The organism is Tardiphaga sp. GW822-FHT04G09, assembly GCF_058800725.1.
In genome coordinates this window covers 303,074-321,885 of record NZ_JBXAMO010000005.1, presented here as the reverse complement: position 1 = coordinate 321,885, position 18,812 = coordinate 303,074, and the positions used below count along the sequence as shown (strand labels likewise).

Annotated in this window: 19 protein-coding genes; 10 read left to right on the top strand and 9 right to left on the bottom strand. The window is 60.0% G+C overall.

The features are described 5' to 3' along the window. Positions 1-113: 113 nt before the first annotated feature. Positions 114-425 (top strand): hypothetical protein, encoded by a 312-nt coding sequence (locus AC1RLZ_RS12835; protein WP_493188927.1) that lies wholly within the window; start codon positions 114-116, stop codon positions 423-425. Positions 426-443: 18 nt separating this feature from the next. Here the strand turns inward: AC1RLZ_RS12835 and AC1RLZ_RS12830 are convergent, their stop codons facing one another. Beyond that, positions 444-656: a hypothetical protein gene (locus AC1RLZ_RS12830; RefSeq protein WP_493188926.1), complete on the bottom strand. Its 213-nt coding sequence runs from the start codon at positions 654-656 to the stop codon at positions 444-446. 376 nt (positions 657-1,032) lie between these two features. Here AC1RLZ_RS12830 and AC1RLZ_RS12825 point away from each other — a divergent pair, with 376 nt between their 5' ends. Next, complete coding sequence (locus tag AC1RLZ_RS12825; protein WP_493188925.1) at positions 1,033-1,857, top strand: dienelactone hydrolase family protein; 825 nt, start codon at positions 1,033-1,035, stop codon at positions 1,855-1,857. 322 nt (positions 1,858-2,179) lie between these two features. On the opposite strand, the gene AC1RLZ_RS12820 is transcribed toward AC1RLZ_RS12825, so the two are convergent. Next, positions 2,180-3,313 carry a superinfection immunity protein gene (locus AC1RLZ_RS12820; protein WP_493188924.1) on the bottom strand — a complete coding sequence of 378 codons (1,134 nt, stop codon included), beginning with the start codon at positions 3,311-3,313 and terminating at the stop codon, positions 2,180-2,182. A gap of 223 nt (positions 3,314-3,536) precedes the next feature. Then, on the bottom strand, positions 3,537-5,336 hold the full coding sequence (locus tag AC1RLZ_RS12815) for a lysozyme inhibitor LprI family protein (RefSeq protein ID WP_493188923.1): 1,800 nt from the start codon (positions 5,334-5,336) through the stop codon (positions 3,537-3,539). A 390-nt stretch (positions 5,337-5,726) separates the two neighbouring features. On the opposite strand from AC1RLZ_RS12815, the gene AC1RLZ_RS12810 reads away from it, so the two are divergent. Beyond that, entirely contained in the window at positions 5,727-6,854 is a 1,128-nt protein-coding gene (locus AC1RLZ_RS12810) for a helix-turn-helix transcriptional regulator (protein WP_493188922.1), read from the top strand. Between the two features lie 837 nt (positions 6,855-7,691). Here the strand turns inward: AC1RLZ_RS12810 and AC1RLZ_RS12805 are convergent. From AC1RLZ_RS12805 to AC1RLZ_RS12790, 4 genes are all read right to left on the bottom strand, one after another. Then, the gene (locus AC1RLZ_RS12805) at positions 7,692-8,381 is read right to left on the bottom strand and encodes an RES family NAD+ phosphorylase (RefSeq protein WP_493188921.1); all 690 of its coding nucleotides are present in this window, start codon (positions 8,379-8,381) and stop codon (positions 7,692-7,694) included. Positions 8,382-8,384: 3 nt separating this feature from the next. Then, complete coding sequence (locus tag AC1RLZ_RS12800; RefSeq protein WP_493188920.1) at positions 8,385-8,825, bottom strand: antitoxin Xre-like helix-turn-helix domain-containing protein; 441 nt, start codon at positions 8,823-8,825, stop codon at positions 8,385-8,387. Between the two features lie 215 nt (positions 8,826-9,040). Next, entirely contained in the window at positions 9,041-10,327 is a 1,287-nt protein-coding gene (locus AC1RLZ_RS12795; RefSeq protein WP_493188919.1) for a serine hydrolase domain-containing protein, read from the bottom strand. A 124-nt stretch (positions 10,328-10,451) separates the two neighbouring features. Then, positions 10,452-11,213, bottom strand: a complete 762-nt coding sequence (locus tag AC1RLZ_RS12790) for a PA4824 family protein (RefSeq protein ID WP_493188918.1) — start codon at positions 11,211-11,213, stop codon at positions 10,452-10,454. Between the two features lie 65 nt (positions 11,214-11,278). On the opposite strand from AC1RLZ_RS12790, the gene nthA reads away from it, so the two are divergent. After that, positions 11,279-11,911, top strand: a complete 633-nt coding sequence (nthA, locus tag AC1RLZ_RS12785) for a nitrile hydratase subunit alpha (RefSeq protein ID WP_493188917.1) — start codon at positions 11,279-11,281, stop codon at positions 11,909-11,911. Continuing rightward, positions 11,908-12,567, top strand: coding sequence for a nitrile hydratase subunit beta (nthB, locus tag AC1RLZ_RS12780; protein ID WP_493188916.1), 660 nt, complete (start codon positions 11,908-11,910; stop codon positions 12,565-12,567). Before nthA ends, nthB begins: the two co-directional genes overlap by 4 nt. Before the next feature lie 20 nt (positions 12,568-12,587). On the opposite strand, the gene AC1RLZ_RS12775 is transcribed toward nthB, so the two are convergent. Further along, positions 12,588-13,295, bottom strand: a complete 708-nt coding sequence (locus tag AC1RLZ_RS12775; RefSeq protein WP_493188915.1) for a Crp/Fnr family transcriptional regulator — start codon at positions 13,293-13,295, stop codon at positions 12,588-12,590. 267 nt (positions 13,296-13,562) lie between these two features. On the opposite strand from AC1RLZ_RS12775, the gene AC1RLZ_RS12770 reads away from it, so the two are divergent. Genes AC1RLZ_RS12770 through AC1RLZ_RS12750 form a run of 5 tightly spaced genes read left to right on the top strand, consistent with a single transcriptional unit; the run spans position 13,563 to position 17,741 of the window. Further along, a complete protein-coding gene (locus AC1RLZ_RS12770) occupies positions 13,563-13,760 on the top strand; it encodes a periplasmic nitrate reductase, NapE protein (protein ID WP_493188914.1) in 198 nt (65 codons plus the stop codon). A gap of 9 nt (positions 13,761-13,769) precedes the next feature. Continuing rightward, the gene (locus AC1RLZ_RS12765; RefSeq protein WP_493188913.1) at positions 13,770-14,066 is read left to right on the top strand and encodes a chaperone NapD; all 297 of its coding nucleotides are present in this window, start codon (positions 13,770-13,772) and stop codon (positions 14,064-14,066) included. An 11-nt stretch (positions 14,067-14,077) separates the two neighbouring features. Then, a complete protein-coding gene (gene napA, locus AC1RLZ_RS12760) occupies positions 14,078-16,573 on the top strand; it encodes a periplasmic nitrate reductase subunit alpha (protein WP_493188912.1) in 2,496 nt (831 codons plus the stop codon). Further along, positions 16,546-17,040 (top strand): nitrate reductase cytochrome c-type subunit, encoded by a 495-nt coding sequence (locus AC1RLZ_RS12755; protein WP_493188911.1) that lies wholly within the window; start codon positions 16,546-16,548, stop codon positions 17,038-17,040. Before napA ends, AC1RLZ_RS12755 begins: the two co-directional genes overlap by 28 nt. Before the next feature lie 5 nt (positions 17,041-17,045). Further along, entirely contained in the window at positions 17,046-17,741 is a 696-nt protein-coding gene (locus AC1RLZ_RS12750; protein WP_493188910.1) for a cytochrome c3 family protein, read from the top strand. Between the two features lie 37 nt (positions 17,742-17,778). Here AC1RLZ_RS12750 and AC1RLZ_RS12745 read toward each other — a convergent pair whose 3' ends face one another. Then, positions 17,779-18,756, bottom strand: coding sequence for a Bug family tripartite tricarboxylate transporter substrate binding protein (locus AC1RLZ_RS12745; RefSeq protein ID WP_493188909.1), 978 nt, complete (start codon positions 18,754-18,756; stop codon positions 17,779-17,781). Between the last annotated feature and the right edge of the window lie 56 nt (positions 18,757-18,812).

Genomic DNA, 18,812 nt, shown 5'->3' with positions numbered 1-18,812 from the left:
CATCGGCGCCCCCGCCGGCATGAGCATAATCCCGGAAAATTCCAGCGCTGGCTGGCCTAGTTTTGGGGAGCACTTCAGATCCCCACATAAGATCGGCACGAACGGACGAAGTCTTGGATCTCGAAATCTACGAGAACCATCTGGGAGACCGTTGCGTCGCGGCAGCCGTCCAGACGGAAATCCGGGGCCAAGCCGTCGTCGAGGGTGTAATCGTCGTCGTCAGGCCGAAACCTGAAGCCGGGGCCGATTTCTACCAAGTCGATGCGTTGCCCGAAACCGAAGGCCCATACGCCGATTTTTGTCCGGTAAGGATCCTGGACATCCTGACGCCGACCGATAATTCGATGGCTCAGGAGTGGCGCGATCGGTGCCGGGATCGCCTGAGCAACGAAATGGGCGAGGCACCCTCACCTTCAATGAACTGAGGTTGCACCGGAAATGGTCTACGATTCCAGAGGTGGGAAGAGGCCCTGACGACCCACGCCCCGTTCTCCAGAGAACACTTCGATCGTGGCAAATTTCTCCGTTCCGGCAGGCGGATCGGCGTTTTCGTAATGATGAATGTCCGCCCGGAAGATTTCCTCGAGATTGTTGTAACGAACGATGGTCGTGTCGAGTTCGCTTGCTTCGGCACGCAACGCCTCGAGGTCGTTCATAGTCCGGCGTCGATCCGATCGCAGTCCGTCCAGGTTGGTCTGCCGTTCCGCAAATGGTCAAGCAGCCGTTCAGAAAGCGATCCCGCGTACTTTCAGCCCTTGCCGTGGATGTAGTGCAACGTCTCCGGCTGGATGCCGTCGATCTCCGCTTCGTTTCCTGCGCTGCAATATATGCGGCGGGTAAGTTAGTGCAAAAATCCATCATTCTTCTTGGAAAACGTCTCTATCGTGGAAATCCTCAGGCAGAACGTCGGTCAAAAGAGTCACGGCCAGAGCCGATCCAGGAAGAATTTTGGTCAGATGAGTTGGTTATGATTCCATGTCTGAGAATGATTCGTGACAGACGGCGACCAACAGTTTCGGTAGGGAAAGTCATATGCGCTCACTCGTTACGGGCTTACTGATGCTGCTCTCCACGGCTGCGTCGGCCGAAATGGTAAAGGTGCCTTGGCATTCGATTGGCGACACAAACTTTATGAACGGAGCGCCAGAAGAAAAAGGCAAGATCAAAGCTTACGGCGAACTGCCGGCTGAGATCATCCGGCCTCGCGGATCGAAAGGTCCAATTCCCTATGTCGTCTTGTTGCACGGCTGTAGCGGGATGACCAAACCGCTCAAAGCATGGGCACATGAGTATGGCGGTAAGCTGGTCGATGCTGGCTACGGAGTCTTGGTTCTCGATAGTTTTTTGAATCGAGAAGTTGGGTCCGGCGGAATATGTGCCAACAATGGGGTTGAGCAAACTGTTTGGGCACGTCGTCGAACTGACGATGCTTACTCGGCGCTGGCCTACCTGATCGAGAAAGGTCAAGCCGATCCAAAGCGAATCTACCTGCTCGGTCGCAGTAACGGCGCGTCAACAACGCTTCTTGCAATGGAGAAGTCGGTCGCCTCCTCGCAGAAAAACGCCTTTGCTGGCGCATTCGCCATGCAGCCATACTGTGCGAACATGCAAAAGACCGAGTTTAACGCTCCAGTATTTCTGTTTTTGGCGGAAAAGGACGATTGGACGGATCCAGTCCTTTGCGAAATGAATTTGATCAACAATCGAGCAGTGCCAGTTCCAGCTAAAATCTGGAAGGGCGCTACGCATGCGTATGAAGACCGTGGCTCGAGTAAGTATCTCGGCCATCGTTTGACCTATCACCCCGAAGCTGCCGATGGGACCATCCGAATGATCATTGAAATGTTGAAGCAATAAGCCCTCTCGCGAGAACGGAAGCCTCTTTGTTCCGGAAGAACCTGATGACGATCAGTCGGCCGTAATGTAGGTTTTCGGCGGTTCGAACTGAACGGCAAGAATCCGGTCGCGTTCATTAAACCTGACGTCACGACCGTTTCGAAACGTTTCCAAGGCTAATTCAATATGATTTCTACAGTGTAATCGGCGAAATAGAGTGACTAAGCGCCAGGTCCTACGTGCAGGCACTGAGAGATATTGAGTGACGCGATGACCATGGTCGACGCCGTCCTTGGCGTGGCGCCGGAATCCACCCGCCGTACTCCTTTTCCAGGTCTTGGCTCTATGTGATACCGACGCCCTCCTTGCGCTCTTGGTTTCGGCTGGCTACGAGCTGCTGCACCGCGTTCGACATCGCCTTGGCGTCGTGAAGCTGCTCCGACAAGCTCGCCAGTTGCAGCCTCGCCTCGTCGCGCTCCGCAAAGGATGAGCCCTCCTCCGCCTGCACCGTCATCCGGTCGACCGTCTTCTGCGCCTTCGCGACGGCTTCATCCATTTCCAAGATCACGCGAGGCCCGTCATCCGCCATGCGTTTTATCTTGCCTAGCTGCTCCGCCGTTTCTTCGGCACGCTCGTCCGAGAGAACCTCGGGCAGCATCAGAGCGCAAAATTTTTCGTAGTGCGCCGCGTCGCATCCAAATATCAGGGATGAGAAGTCGGAGAAGACGATCAGGCCGGTGACCGTCTCGGTAGTCTCGTCGCCGGCGAACCTGTAATCGAGGATGGCCCCACCGAGCGCCGCATGGCGTCCCGTGAAGATCGCGGCGCCGATGCCTGTGAGGGCGGAACGCCCCAAGGTCCGCCCGACGCTTATCTTCGTCGCGGCGTCGATCTTTGCTATGCACCGGATTTGACGCTTCACGTCGTACCTGACGTCGAAAGACCCGGACCGACCTGACGAGGCGCGCGAAATTCCGATGAACGGGTGCTTGAAGTATGCGACGAGGTCGTCTGAGCCGAATATCACGGGGCCTCGGGTAATCGCGAATCCGAAAATCTCGGCCTCCTGGACCGGAATCTTCCAGCCGGACTGTATCTCACGGTCACTCATATGCCCCGATGCTGCCGCGTCAGGACGTCGGGAAAGACCGATGGCTTCAGCGCTGTTCATGCCGTCGAGCGCCGACTTCGCAGGTCCGGTGAAAGCCCAGATGATCAGCGCCAGCCAGCCGAGTCCGGTGACGCCGAAAATCACGTTCAGGACCAGGATGGGCCAGCTATAAACGTGTCGCCTTTTGAAACCGACGAACGTCGGCAGCAGATACGCTGTCGCCAGGAGCGGGATCAGGAGGATTGGTCCTCCGATGGTCGCCAGAAAAGTCGATACAGCCACCACGGCGGCCCATCCGTAAACGCCAGCATGAGGATGGGCCAGCAGGTCCTCGAGCGCCGAGCCCTGTCCGGTGACCGCGACCACGGTCGCGGCCGAAGCCGCAGCACGGACTGGCGGTTCTATCTGTTCAGCGCCAGGGCTTCCGGACTTCTTTTCCGTGTCTTCCGTCGCCGCTGCGGACGGTTCAACGATGGTCTGGATCGGCTCCTTGACGAGACCCATCGTGGGGGTAGCTATCTCGATCGTCGGCAAGTCGGCGTTCTGCAGCGCAGCGAGATCGCGGGTTTTCGGCGGCGGCTCGATCTCATCATCGCCCGGCATCCGCGCGACGACATCGCGCTTGCCCTTTAGGACGAGGTAGAGCACGGACGCCAACAACAGAAGGATCACAGCCACCAGCGCCGTAACCAGACCGCTGGACGTAGACGCCGCTTGAGGAAGAGGCGCTGTTGAGGCTTTCGGTGAGCTGGCAACGGGCGCGCTGGTGGGGGGGGGGCACGCCCGCCGTCTCGTCACCTTTTGTCCGCGAGTTCTCCGTCACGACAATCAACGGCAACGGTGCCTTCTCTGCGGAAGGAGCCGTGCCGGAGACATCCTGCCCGCTGGCCGCTATTTTCGCGTCGGTCCGCGTCTCGGCCGGAGCCGGCGTGGGCTTAGGGGCGAGAGGGATCACTCGCGGAGCCACGGCTTCTGCTTCGAGTTTCGTGGGCTGACTAGGCCGCTCCGGCGCCCCGACTGATCCGTTGGCGTTCATGTCACTTGTGGCAGGCTTGGCGGCCGCCAGCGCGGTCGGTGCCGACGAGGCTTGTGGTTGGGCCCTTGTCGACTCGCTGGGAGGCACTACGGCCGTGTCGAGCGGCTGGACGGGTGGAGCCGCCACTGCGGAGGCTTCGGGCATTTGTCTGACCGTAGGAGCCGCGGAGGCGATGCGCGCGGGAGATATCTGTGAAGCGTCCACTGTGAGGAAACGAAGTGTACCTCGACCGTTCGCGTCCCAGCTTGCCGCCCAGACGTACCCGGCCCCTCCGGTGAGCCTGTAGACGGGCAGACCGAGACGCGCGGAGCGTTGGAAGTTTCCGATATGATCGACGATGAGTCCTGCACGGACGTCCCTGCCCGCGGCCAGTTCGCCCATCGACTGCGGATCGAGTGGCTGCAGGACGACGTCGCCCCAGTAGGCGATCAGACCGTTCGGAGCGTCCGGCCGTGCGGGTATGGAGATCGTCCGCGGCGGCCCGAACTTGATGGACAGCCGATTGACGTCGTCCTGCGCTTCATTGCCGGCGAAAAAGGCTGGCTCGAGATAGCGGTTCACGTACCGAGCGGTCCCGTCCGCGGTGTGGAGTATCGAATTGGAAGACATGTACTGCCCGCGCGAGGAATTCTCGGCGCGCCGCTTCTGGCACCACGTGAAGTCCGGGAACTGCTCGCTCGGAGCGCAGCGATAGTCCCTGTAGGAGGCGCTGTCAGGGACAACGCGGCCGCCCAATGCCAGGCCGTCCACCGAATAGATCGATTTCGTTGCCACGATTGGAACAGCGGGCTCTGGCTGGAACGCCGGCGCGCCTCGCCGTTGGAATTCAGACATCGTAGCAAGCTGCGCCTGCCTGATGCAGTCGACGTCGGCGCCGCAGCTCTGTCGCGACCGGAGCAGCGGACCAGCAACGGACCTCGCTGCGGGCTCGCCATATCGTGTGCGAAGGAACTCGTAGCGCGCGACGACGGCCCGGTCGAGACGCGACAGTTCCGCATTCGAGCAGATGGCCACCTCGTCGGGACCGTTCGCCACCGCGCAATTGAAGCTCGGCCCGGGCTGGTCCGCCGGCGCAATCGCCTGCGTGCGGCACGCCACCCGCATTTCGGCAACGCGAGGATCGGAAGGATTGATGCCTTGTCTGATGGCGGTGTTGATGGACGAATTGCGCTGGCGCAGTGCCTGATCGACACACCCGACCTCCCGGACCGGTAGCCTTTCCCACTCTGCCTGGGTCGCCAGAGTGATGCCTGACCTCACCATCGATCCGAACAGGTCGATGACGTCTCCTTGGCTTTGGGCATTTGCGTCGACCGCGAGAAACGAGATAACGAGACCCAGAAGTCCACCCACGCAAATCCGCATTGCAACCCCGCCCCAAGGAATCTCCTAACCTTCGGTATCGAACGAAGTGCAGTCGTGCAACTCATAATAGAAATTGCGATTACCGCTTTGCTCCGCGAACGCAGACTTAGGCGGACAGGACAAGAGGCATTCGTTCGGTTGTTCTCGCGGCAACAGGAACTGAGGGCGGCCTTGACGCGTGCCATGGTGATAACCGATTTCTCCGACGACATATCCCATCTATTACGAACGCAACGACAGCATACGATTGGACGGTCGGTGCGGAATCGGCAGCAGCCGCCCCCTCTCTTGAAGATCGGAACGCGCTAACCTAAGGTTGCACCACGCTGACGCGTTACAGTCGCCGATTTGGCCGATTACAGAGAAATGAGCATAGCCTTGCTCGACCGTCTTTTACTTACCGCCGTCGAAGCTATCTATGCTGCTGCGCCTGATCCCTCGCTCTGGCCGCAAGCGCTTGCCGCCATTGCGGATTGCACAGGCGATGTTGGTTCGGTCCTGATTTGGAGCAGAGATGACGGTTCGTTCGGCACGATCGCCTCAGACAGTCTGATCGAAGCACAACGGGACTATATTGAGAACTGGGCCACTCGCGATATCCGCGCAATCCGGAGCGTGGAGCGCGGATACTTTTTCAATGGAGACCCGTTTACGGATCGCCATCTCGTCTCCGACGACGAATCCATCACCGATCCCTTTTATACGCAGTTTGCGGTTCGGCATGGGCTGGGTTGGCTTGGTGCGATCGCAGTGTCCCCCGACCCCCATGTCGGCGTTGCGCTTTCCGTGCAGCGAAGCTCGAAGGACAAGCCTCGTTTCTCCGACGCCGAGCTCGCCGTGTTACGGCGGATTGGTCCTCATATTGAGAAATCGCTGAGATTATCGATCCGCCTTCTGGATTCTGAACTTGTAAAAAAGGGCCTCGGCGAAGCACTAACTCGAATTGGTATCGGAGTTTTCGCCCTGGATTCACTGGGCCGGGTCATTTTCTCAAACCCGGCGGCTGAAAGCCTGGTGGGCGAGCATCTCGATATCTCTCAACGCCGTTTGCGTATCGGTCCCGCCAGCGAGCGCTATCGGATCGACGCCCTCATCTCAAGCGCCCTACGGGGAGGCGCCGAAGACCTGCTCACGGAGCCCAAACCCATATTGGTTCAGCGCGCTTCGTCTGATCGTCCACTTGTCGTTTACTTGCTTCCAATCGCGACAACGTTGAATTTGGCAGAACAGTTCCTGACCCAGGCGCGGACCATTGTGTTGGTGATCGAACCAAGGGTTGGCGAACCGGCAGATCCTGCTGTTGTCAGAGATCTGTTGGGGCTTACCCTTGGCGAAGCACGGGTCGCAGCACTGGTCGGTTTCGGCCTGCCGCCACGTGAGGCGGCCGAAAAGCTCGGAATTTCCGAAGAGACTGCGCGAACCGTTCTTAAACGAGTCTTCTCCAAGGTCGGAGTGTCTCGTCAGAGTGAACTGGTGGCTCTGCTGACGAAACTTGTTTTACGCTGAATAAGCTATCGCCTGTTTGGCTTTCACCTCTACTTTGGCCTCAACAACACCGCTTGTCTTGTGTCCGTGTAGCCCGTTTGGCTCAACCGCCCACTCAAGGGAAGCGCGAAATCCGGTCAAATTGCAGTCCACTACTGTTGCCTGCCCTTCATGCAACGACCGATAAATTTTTTACGAAAGCCGCTTCGTTCAGAGGGCATGAAGCCTCGCTGATCTGCAAGTTGTGTGCAGCTTTCGTAGGAGCGCGCAGGCCCGCGGGCGGCCGAAGCCGTTGAAACAAATACACCAATTATCAGAGCCGGTAGCACGGCCAGAGCAAGATATTTCATGAAACGGCCTCCAATTGCGCTGGAATGGCAGCGCGTCATGCCAGATCGATCGTCGTGCGTAAGCCACGAAAGAACGACCACAATCTCGGATTTTGGTCAGCGCCGAGCCATCTGCGCATGACCCATTTGGGACCAAAGTTAAATGATTGCGGATTGTTTTATCGAACCTGCGCTTGCAGATAGTGGCAGGCGACCGCTCGCCCCGCAGTAGCTATATGGTGACTACGTCTAAGATCATGAGCTTGATGAAGGTTGCGTGTTGTACGTCTTCCGTGGCGTGTTCAATGACCCATTGAAGTCCGTCTCGCGGGGATCGCGTCCTTGAATTATCGGAAGCGCGGCCTGTGTCACCACCGCGACTAGCTGCTCGAACAAATACTCCGCACCTAAGTAACCAAGCGGCTCTTCTATCTCCCATTCTCCACTCGAGTGGGGGGAAACTGACGTTATGTCGGTCTTGTGAGGGGATTGGCGTTGTTTTATGTGGGGATCAACAGTGTTCTTCCCGCTACCCCTTGACCAGTTCGATCACCGGTTCGGGTTTGCCACTCCACACCATGCGATAGACGCTTCCCTGGGCCACTGATTGGACAGCGTGCGGAAACAACGCGGCAAGGCAAGTCCCGCCGGGATGGCGGACTGATGGATAGATGATCCCATTCAGGCCGCGCACGCGCGCAGCTTCCGCCAATGCGTTCCCGGCCGGGTAGCCAATGGTCTTTTCCGGGTGCAAGGACTGATGCGTCGGATGCGGCCTCAGATCGACGAATTCGCCTGCGAAGCTCGCAAACATTTCCGCGTATTCGACCGTGGCGTTGAAGTCTCCGGCGGCTGCGAGCGCCTCCGTCAGGTGAAATCTGACCTCGGCCAGGCTGGTTTCGATTTCGAAGCCGGCATACCAGGCGCCACGTTCGGCACCGTTGAACCTGTTCGGTTCTCGAGGCTTCGCATAGGCGAACGAGGCGTTGATGAAGTGTGCGTGCGGGACGCCATATACGAGCTCGTATGATTGCACTTCGCCTGCCCCACGAGCCTGCGCGATGCGTCGGTTGCTCGTGGCGCCTTCGATTTCGCTCAATAGATCGAGTTCGGAAGCATCGACCAACTCACGCAGCACAGAATCCCGAAGCCGGGCGGTCGTCACGAGGCGAATGGTCCGCTCGAATCCCTGGCGGTTGATCGTCAAACCTTCAAGCATCGATCACAGGCCGCCACGCACCGCATCGACGTAGCGCCGTGTCTCGAGCATGAGCGGAATGCCGCCCTCGATCATGGCATCGACCGGCGTTCGGCGCTGAAAGATCGGACCCTTGTTCGCCAGCTTCGGCCAACGCAATGCCATGTCATCGGCGAACAGAAGCCGTAGCCCCTTGTAAACGCCGATCACGGCTGACGCGCGCGTGAGTTGGTCCTGCGAGAGAGGTTGATCCCATGCCCCCCGCTTGATCCGATCCCATGTACTTTCAGATACGCCGAGCAATGTCGCAGCTTCAGCGTTGGTGAGCGCCCACTGCTCGACGATCTTCCGATATGCCTTGATGGCAACAGGCGACAATCGCTCACGGTCGGGTGCCTTCGTGAACGTCTGAATGTCGACGGGCGTAAGGGGCATCTGGATGCCGGTTGATGCAATCTCGGCCATGATTCCCTCCCTCGCTACTCGGTCACACATATCATCATTTGATGCGATATCAAGCGTCAATTGACGGGATCGTTCCCGAGGCAGGATTTCCTGATCAGCGAGAGTATCGCGCGGGCACCCTCTTTGCGAATGGGATTCTAAATTTAATCAAATAATTTCAAAAGCTTGCAAAGAAGTCAGCCTCACGCTTCACCCGCGACCGACCCGTGTTTTCGCTACTTCCTGATCGCGTCGTAGACCAGCGTCTTCAGGATCGGCTGGATGCGACCACGTTGGGTTGGCGTCTGCACCATCAGGATCATCACCATGTCCTGGTCCGGATAGGTCCAGAAGTAAGTCCCGGCGGCGCCGCCCCAGGCCATCTCGCCAACGAAACCCGGCACGCCGTCTTCGCCGGGGCCGGTGCGGACGCCGAAGCCGAGGCCGTAACCGAAGCCGGCGCCGGGATAGTAATAGGCCCAGGGTTTCACATCGCTGGCCGGCGCGACCTGATTCTGACGCATCAGTTGGACCGTTTCCGGCTTCAGGATGCGGGTGCCGCCCAGCGCGCCGCCATTGATCAGCATCTGCAGGAAGCGCGCGTAATCGCCCGTGGTGGCATTGAGCCCACCTCCTCCGGATTCCCATTTGCGCTTCACCGTAGGATTGCTGATGGTCTCGTTGCCGATGATGCGGTCGGTGGGCAGCGGCTGCGCGATCCTTGGTGCCTTGGCGGGATCGAGCACGTAGTAGCTGGTGTCGGTCATGCCCAGCGGATCGAACAGATACTGCTTCTCAAAATCGTATAGGGACTGGCCTGATGCGATCTCGACGATGCGGCCGAGCAGATCGGTCGAATGCCCGTAATCCCACACGGTGGCGGGCTGATAGGCCAGCGGCAGTTTCGCCAGCCGCGCCGCGAAATCGGCATTGTCGAAATCGCCATCGAACAGGCCTGCATCAAGATAGAGCTGCGTGATCAGGCCGAGATCGGTGAAGGCCGAACTGATGCCGGACGATTGCCGCATCAGGTCGAGCACGGTGATCGGCTTCAACGCCGGTGTGAAGTCGAGATAGGGTTTGCCGCTGGCATCCGTGCGTTCGGTCGCGACCTGCGGATGCGCGTAGGCCGGAATGTATTTGGCGATGGGATCGTCGAGCTTGAGCTTGCCCTGCTCGATCAGGATCATCGCCGCGGCTGATGTCACAGGCTTCGACATCGAATACAGCCGGAAGATCGTGTCCGTCGTCATCGGCGCCATGGTCGCGGGATCGCGGACGCCGAAGCCCTCATAATAGACCGGCTTGCCGTGATGCTGGATCAGCATGATCGCGCCGGCGAGATGGCCCTGGCCGACTTCGCGGTCGAGCATTGCGGTGACGCGGTTCAGTCCATCCTGGGAGAAGCTGCTGAGATCGGGCTTGTCGGTCAGCAGACTGGTGCCTGCCAACGCGGGCGTGACCAGCGCCGCCGCGATGGCGATGACGGACAGGAAGTCGCAAGATCGGCGCAAGATTGACACTCGATTTCCGCAAGCGGGCTAGAACACGATCGGACGTTAACACCCAGATATTTCAGAGACTTGTCGGAAAATCACGCAATTTTCCGATATCGCGGTTTTACAGCGGTCGGCAGCCTTGTGCGGATCACAAATGCGCATCGGGCTTGCGCACGCTTCCGGGCGCTGGAAACCGGATCGTGGTGCCCAAAGTGATCCAGTTGGAATTCTCCCCGGTGATGTTACGGCCATAGATCACGTCGACCGAGAAAATGTCGTTGGGCCGATAACGCACGCCCGTCTGGACGCGCGGCTGGATCACGCTGGCGAATTCGGCGTGACCCGCCTGCCCGTACAGTTCCACCGTGTATTGCAGCACATCGGTGAATTTCCAGTCGAAGCCGACGCCATAGGTGAAGTAGTGGCGATCGATGGTGCGATCCCACAGCCAGCCGGCATTGAGATTGACGCGCATGGTTTCGGAAAAGCGATAGGTCGCCGGAATTTCAGCGAAGACCGCGGTGTTCTGGCCGGTCATGGCGTCGAATGTGCCGCTGGCCAGCGCCGATACGCCGAATTTGCCGATACCGGTCGGCTCGATATTGAATTTCGCTTTCGGCGCCAGCGTGGTGCTGAACTCGCCGTCGGAGCGGCTGTGATTGGTAAGCACACTGAGTTCGACGGGGCGCGTGATCTCCACCACGCAGGACGGATTGGCGACAGCCGCGAAGTCGCGATTGGTGGCCATCGAGTACCAGCTCTCGACCTTGCAGGAGCCGAGGTCCGAAATATCCGCCGCATCGACCGCATAGGCGCCATTGGCCGCCTCCGCGTGACCAGCCGCCGCCAGCAGCGGCACGACCAGAACGAAGCCGAACAGAGCCAGCGCAGGATAACGGGGAGCAGCCATGCTGTAGACCTAGCTGAGTCCCGAAATCCTCGACAGAACAATCGCGCCTCGCCTATTCTGCCGGTATGAGCGAACACCATCACGACCATCATCACGACCACGATCATTCCGAACTGTCGGAAATGGAGCTGCGCGTGCGCGCGCTCGAAACCATTCTGAGCGAGAAGGGCTATATCGATCCGGCCGCGCTGGACGCGATGATCCAGGCCTATGAAACCAAGATCGGTCCGCACAACGGCGCCCTGGTGGTGGCCAAGGCCTGGACCGATCCTGCCTTCAAGGAGGCGCTGCTGGCCGACGGCTCCGCGGCGGTCGGTACGCTCGGCCATGTCAGCCGCACCGGCGATCATCTCGTCGTGGTCGAGAACACGCCCGAGCGCCACAACATGGTCGTGTGCACCCTGTGCTCCTGTTACCCTTGGGAAATGCTCGGCCTGCCCCCGGTCTGGTACAAGGCCGCGCCCTATCGTTCCCGTGCCGTGAAGGACCCGCGCGGCGTGCTGGCAGACTTCGGCTTCACGCTGCCCAAGGATACGGAAATCCGTGTCTGGGATTCGACGGCCGAGACGCGCTTTCTGGTTTTGCCGATGCGCCCTGCAGGCACCGAGGGCTGGAGCGAAGAACAACTGGCTGAACTCGTCACGCGCGACTCCATGATCGGCACCGGCCTTGTCCTTACGCCGGGAGCGCCATCGTGAACGGCGTCCACGATATGGGCGGCATGGATGGTTTCGGCACAGTCGAGCCGGAGCCGAACGAGCCGATGTTTCATGCCGAATGGGAAGCGCGCGTGCTGGCCATGGTGCGTGCCATGGGCGCCACCGGCGCGTTTAACATCGATGCCTCTCGCTTCTATCGCGAGACGCTGCCGCCGGAGGTCTATCTCTCCAGCAGCTACTACAAGAAGTGGCTGCTCGGCCTCGAGGATATGCTGATTCAGCGTGGCTTCATCGCCGCAGACGAGATCAAGGCCGGCCACGCATCCGTGCCGCCCAAGCCGCTGAAACGCGGCAACTTCACCGTCGATAGTGTCGAGCGCGTGCTGACCCGCGGCTCATTCACGCGCCCTGCTTCCGCGCCTGCCGCATTCAAGATCGGCGACCGCGTGCGGATGAAGAATATCCATCCGACAACGCATACGCGCCTGCCGCGCTATGTCCGCGGTCATGTCGGCGTGATCGAGCGCCTTCACGGCGCGCATGTCTACCCGGATACGGCGGCTCACGACCGGGGCGAAAATCCGCAGTGGCTTTATACCGTCGTGTTCGACGGCGCCGAACTGTGGGGACCCGATGGCGATCCGACGCTTAAGGTGTCGGTCGAGGCGTTCGAGCCTTATCTCGACCCCGCGTGATAGGCGGCGGCAGGTTCGGATCAAACCCGGCGTCGTTTGTCTCGGAGCGCCGGCGCATCGCCCGCCAGGTCCGCGAGCCCGGCAGGATCGATGACCGTCAAGCGGCCGCGACCGGCTTTCAGGATCTGCATCCGGTTCCAGGCCGAAACAGTGCGGCTGACCGTGAACAGTGTGGTGTCGCTCAATTCGGCCAGTTCCTGGCGCGAAATTCTGAGTTCGATTGGAACACAACCACCGTCCGGATCTCCTTCGCGCACCAGACGCAGAACGATCCGTGCAATGCGGCGATCGGCGCTCTCACTCGTTGCCTCGTGAAGACGGCGCAGCAGGTGATCGGTTTGCCGTCCGACGATACCGAGGACATTGATCGCGAGCTGCGGGACAACATGCATTAGCCCGCTGAAACGATCCGCGGACCAGTACAAAATCTCCGTTGCGACTGTCGCGCTCAGGGTTGTCGGGTGAGAAAAATTGCCGAATGCCGATGCGGCTCCGACGAGACCGCCGTAGCGTATGAATTGCAGCGTTTTCTGCGCGCCATGCGCATTGATCATCGTCTTCTTGAGCTGACCATCGATGACCAGTGCGAGCATCTGCGGTGCGTCGCCCTGTTGCCAGAGCGTAGAACCGCAGCCGAGAACGTGCTTTCTGCCGGCGTCGATGATGATGCCGCGTGCGCCCGCGTCCAGCCCCGCAAAAAGCGGCGCACTACCAAACGATTTGCACATCTCACGATCCATTGCTCGCCTTTCGGAACGAGCGATTTCGCCGAGCAGCTGTCGCAATCAAATAAAACTGTCATCAAAAGATCTGATGCGAGTAGCTCTGCACGACGACATCGCGATCAGAACAACGATATCAAATAATGCATCCGCAGAAGTTGTTATTTGATCCATCGCAACGAAGGTGAGCGCAGTAGCAGGCATATTGCCCTCGCGCTAGGCGAATCTCGCCTCTTCTCTAGGCATATGATCGCAGACCGAAGGGGGAGCATAATGGTGACGAACCAGAATATCGCTCAGCCTGCAGAGGTTCAAAGATGCAATAGCCGCATGTCGGAGTTGCTCGTCTTTCTCACAATCGTCGTTCTCATCTGGCCCGTCGTCGCGGTGGGCGTGGTCGGCGGTTACGGCTTTCTCGTCTGGATGTACCAGCTGATTTTCGGCCCGCCCGGCCCACCTTTGCTTCACTAGGACTTCCATATGGCAGACAAATTCACCAGACGCGCTCTGTTGACGGGCGCGACCGTCGGCGCGCCAGCGCACGACAATGAGCACATTTCCAGCGCCGTTGTGTCGGTGCTTCCGGCCCATATCGAAGCGGTATCTGCGCGGTTGTCGAGCCTTCCTGGCGTCGAGATCCATCACCGCACAGCCTCCAAACTTGTGGCGGTCCTCGAAGGGCCAGACAGCGGCGCACTGGGTGCGATGCTCGCTGACATCTCATCATGGCCGGGCGTGCTCTCGGCCAACATGGTTTTCGAACAGCGTCTCGATTAGGAGAACGACGAATGCCCCTTTCGCGGCGTGATCTGCTCAAGGCTCAGGCGGCGGCTGTCGCTGCAGCGGCGGCTGGCATCAACGTTCCGGCAGCCGCTCAATCGATTGCCGGCGGCGTCGGATCGCTGTCCATCAAATGGTCGAAGGCGCCATGCCGCTTCTGCGGCACCGGTTGCGGCGTCATGGTCGGCGTCAAGGACAACAAGGTCGTCGCCACCCATGGCGATACGTTGGCGGAAGTGAACCGCGGCCTGAACTGCATCAAGGGCTACTTCCTCTCCAAGATCATGTACGGCGCCGACCGTCTGACCACGCCCCTGCTCCGCAAGAAGAACGGCGTGTTCGATAAGAACGGCGAACTCACTCCGGTGAGCTGGGACGAAGCATTCGACACCATGGCGCAGCGCGCCAAGGCGACGCTGAAAGAAAAGGGACCGACTGCGATCGGCATGTTCGGATCGGGCCAGTGGACGATCCTCGAAGGTTATGCCGCGACCAAGCTTATGCGTGCGGGTTTCCGCTCCAACAATCTCGATCCTAATGCGCGGCATTGCATGGCGTCTGCGGCCGTGGGCTTCATGCGCACCTTCGGCATGGACGAGCCGATGGGCTGCTATGACGACTTCGAGGCCGCCGATGCCTTCGTGCTGTGGGGCTCGAACATGGCCGAGATGCATCCGATCCTGTGGACGCGCCTCACCGATCGCCGCCTCGGTCATCCGCATGTGAAAGTCGCGGTGCTCTCGACCTTCACCCATCGCAGTTCTGACCTCGCCGACATCCCGATCGTATTCAAGCCGGGCACCGATCTTGCCATTCTCAACTTCATCGCCAACCACATCATCTCGACAGGTCGTGTGAATACCGAATTCGTCAACAGCCACACGACTTTCGTGAAGGGCACGACGGATATCGGCTACGGGCTGCGTCCCGAACATCCGCTGGAGAAGAAGGCCAAGGGAGCAGCCACGGCCGCAGCGACGACGCCAATCGATTTCGCGGCCTACGCCGAATTCGTGAAGGACTATTCGCTCGAGAAGGTGTCGAAGCTGACCGGTGTCGAGCCCGGATTCCTGCTGGAACTTGCAGAACTCTATGCCGATCCCAAGCGCAAGGTGATGTCGCTCTGGACCATGGGTTTCAACCAGCATGTCCGTGGTGTCTGGGCCAATCAGCTCGTCTACAACATCCATCTGCTGACCGGCAAAATCTCCGAGCCGGGCAACTCGCCGTTCTCGCTGACGGGCCAGCCATCGGCTTGCGGTACGGCGCGAGAGGTTGGCACCTTCGCGCACCGCCTCCCCGCCGATATGGTGGTGACCAATCCGGAGCACCGCAAGCATACTGAAGAAATCTGGCGCGTGCCGTATGGCCTTTTGCCCGACAAGATCGGTTATCACGCCGTCGAGCAGGACCGCATGCTGCATGACGGCAAGCTGAACTTCTACTGGGTTCAGGTGAACAACAATGTGCAGGCGGCGCCCAACAGTTCGCGCGAGACCTATCCGGGCTACCGCAACCCCGCCAACTTCATCGTCGTGTCGGAAGCCTATCCGACGGTGACGGCATTGGCTGCCGACTGCGTACTGCCTGCGGCGATGTGGGTCGAGAAGGAAGGTGCTTACGGCAACGCCGAACGGCGTACCCATGTCTGGCGTCAGCTGGTCGACGCGCCCGGCCAGGCACGCTCGGATCTCTGGCAGCTGATGGAGTTCTCGAAGCGGTTCACGACGGATGAAGTGTGGCCCGCCGCTCTCCTCGACGCCAATCCGAGCTACAAGGGCAAGACGTTGTTCGAGGTGCTGTATCGCAACGGCGAGGTCAACAAATTTCCCGTCAGCGAAATCCCCGCTGACTATGGAAACCACGAGTCCAAGGACTTCGGCTTCTATGTGCAGAAGGGGCTGTTCGAGGAATATGCCACGTTCGGCCGCGGCCATGGCCACGACCTCGCGCCTTGGGACACCTATCATGAGGTGCGCGGACTGCGTTGGCCCGTGGTCAACGGCAGGGAGACGAAGTGGCGCTACCGCGAAGGCCTCGATCCTTACGTCAAGCCGGGCAAGAAGATTGAATTCTACGGCAATCCCGACGGACGCGCGCGCATTATCGCGGTGCCCTACGAGCCGCCGGCCGAGTCACCCGATGCTGAGTTTGATCTGTGGCTGGTGACCGGCCGCGTGCTGGAGCACTGGCATTCCGGCTCGATGACCATGCGCGTGCCCGAACTCTACAAGGCGTTTCCCGGCGCGCGCTGCTTCATGCATGCCGAAGACGCGCGCGCCCGCGGCCTCAACCAGGGCGCCGAGATCCGGCTGATGTCGCGGCGCGGTGAGATCCGCACGCGCGTCGATACGACCGGACGCAACCGCATGCCCCGCGGCGTGGTGTTTGTGCCGTGGTTCGATGCCAGCCAGCTGATCAACAAGGTCACGCTGGATGCAACCGACCCGATCTCCAAACAGACGGACTTCAAGAAATGCGCGGTCAAGATCGTTTCGGTTTAAATGCGATGAAGGCGATCATCGCAGCAATCATCGGCGGCGCCATGGTGCTGGTGTCCGGCGCGATCTATGCGCAGTCAGTCCAGACTGCGCCGCGAGTCGTGCCGCGCCTCACCGGCGCGGCGCAGCCGATGGGCGAAGTTCCTGCGCCGCCCTTCCCGCGGCCCGTCACCGACGACAGGCGCGTGATGCGTAACTATCCGGAGCAGCCGCCGGTCATTCCGCATTCAATCGAAAACTATCAGCTCACGTTGCGGGCCAATCGCTGTCTGGAGTGCCATCGTCGCGAATATACCGAAGGCTCCGGTGCGCCTATGATCAGCGTTACGCATTTCATGGATCGCGACGGCCAGATGCTCGCCGATGTGACGCCGCGACGCTATTTCTGCACGGCCTGTCACGTGCCGCAAACCGATGCACGTCCGCTCGTCCCGAACACCTTCACCGACATGAAGGCATCCGGCAGGTGAGCGCCATGAAGTGGTTGATAGCCAAGTTTCTCTGGTTCTGGCGCATCGCCAGCCGACCGGCTGCGCATATCAGTCTTGGCGTGCTGGCGCTGGGCGGCTTCCTTGGTGGCGTGATCTTCTGGGGCGGATTCAATACGGCGCTGGAAATCACGAATACCGAGAAATTCTGCACCAGCTGCCATGAGATGCGTGACAACGTGTATCAGGAACTGCAGCGAACCCCGCATTTCGCCAATCGCTCCGGTGTGCGTGCCAGTTGCCCGGACTGCCACGTGCCGCATGACTGGACCGACAAGATCGCGCGCAAGATGCAGGCGTCGAAGGAAGTATGGGGCAAGATCTTCGGCACGATCTCGACGCGCGAGAAGTTCCTCGATAAGCGTCTGGAGCTTGCTAAACATGAATGGGCGCGTCTGAAGGCCAATGACTCGCTGGAATGTCGGAACTGCCATTCGGCGATCGCCATGGATTTCACCAAACAGGCGCCGCGCGCGGCGACGATCCATGCCAAGTATCTCGTCACCGGCGAGCGTACCTGTATCGATTGCCACAAGGGCATCGCGCATGAATTGCCTGACATGACCGGGATCGCGCCCGGCTGGAGCGCGCCTGCCGAACTTCGCGACCGGCACAGCTATCATGTTCCGGATGTGGATCGGCTGTCGCGCTATCTGGCATCGGTGACGGAGACGCGGCCGTAGAGTGGATGAGCGAAGCTGATCCACTCTACGGTACAACTCAGTTGATCGTGACGTTGGCCTTCTCCATGACGCCCTTCCAGCGCAGGGTCTCACTGGCGATGTATTTGGTGAACTCATCCTGCGGGATCGCCACGGCGACCGCGCCGAGTTCAGCCATCTTCTTCTTCGTCTCCGGCAGGCTCATGAATTCACGGATTTCCGCCGAGAGCTTGTCGACGATCGGCTTTGGCGTTGCCGCCGGCGCGATGAAGCCGTGCCAGGCGACAGCCTCGAAGCCCGGCAGGAATTCGGCGACGGCGGGCACATTCGCATCGAACTCGGCGCGCTTCGGCGTTGCCGTGGCGAGCATCGCCAGCTTGCCGGCGGCCACATGCGGCAGCAGCAGCGGGACATTGTCGAAGGCGATGTCGATCTGGCCGGATATCAGGTCGGTGACCATCTGGCTCGAGCCTTTGTAGGGCACATGCACCATCTTGGTCCCGGTCATCTGCTGGAACAGTTCGCCAGCAAGATGCTGAGACGTGCCGGGTCCGGCCGAGCCGAACGTCACCTTGTCGGGATTGGCCTTCATGTAAGCGATCAGCTCCGGCACGGTACGGGCCTTGATGCGATCGGGGTTCACCACCAGCACGTTCGGCACGATGCTGACCTGTGCGAACGCCACGAGATCCTTCTCCGGCTGGAACTGGAGCTTGGCACCATACAGCGTCGGTGCGATCGCCAGCGGCGAGGTGCTGGCGAGGCCGATCGTGTAGCCATCGGGCGTCGCGCGGGCGACGCGGGTGACGCCGATATTGCCGCCGGCACCGCCGACATTCTCGACCAACACGGTGGCGCCGAGTTTCTTCTGCAGATTCTCCGACACCATGCGTGCGATGATGTCCACGGTGCCGCCGGCTGCGAACGGCACGACGATCGTGATCGGCTTGTTCGGATATTTTGCGTCTTGTGCGCTCGCCTGCCCCACGGCGCCGAAGGCGACGCAGGCGGCCATCAGGATCGATGTCATTCTCATTGGTATTTCCCCTTTTGATTTGATGATTTGAAGCCGTCGAAGCGTGTGATTTCCGC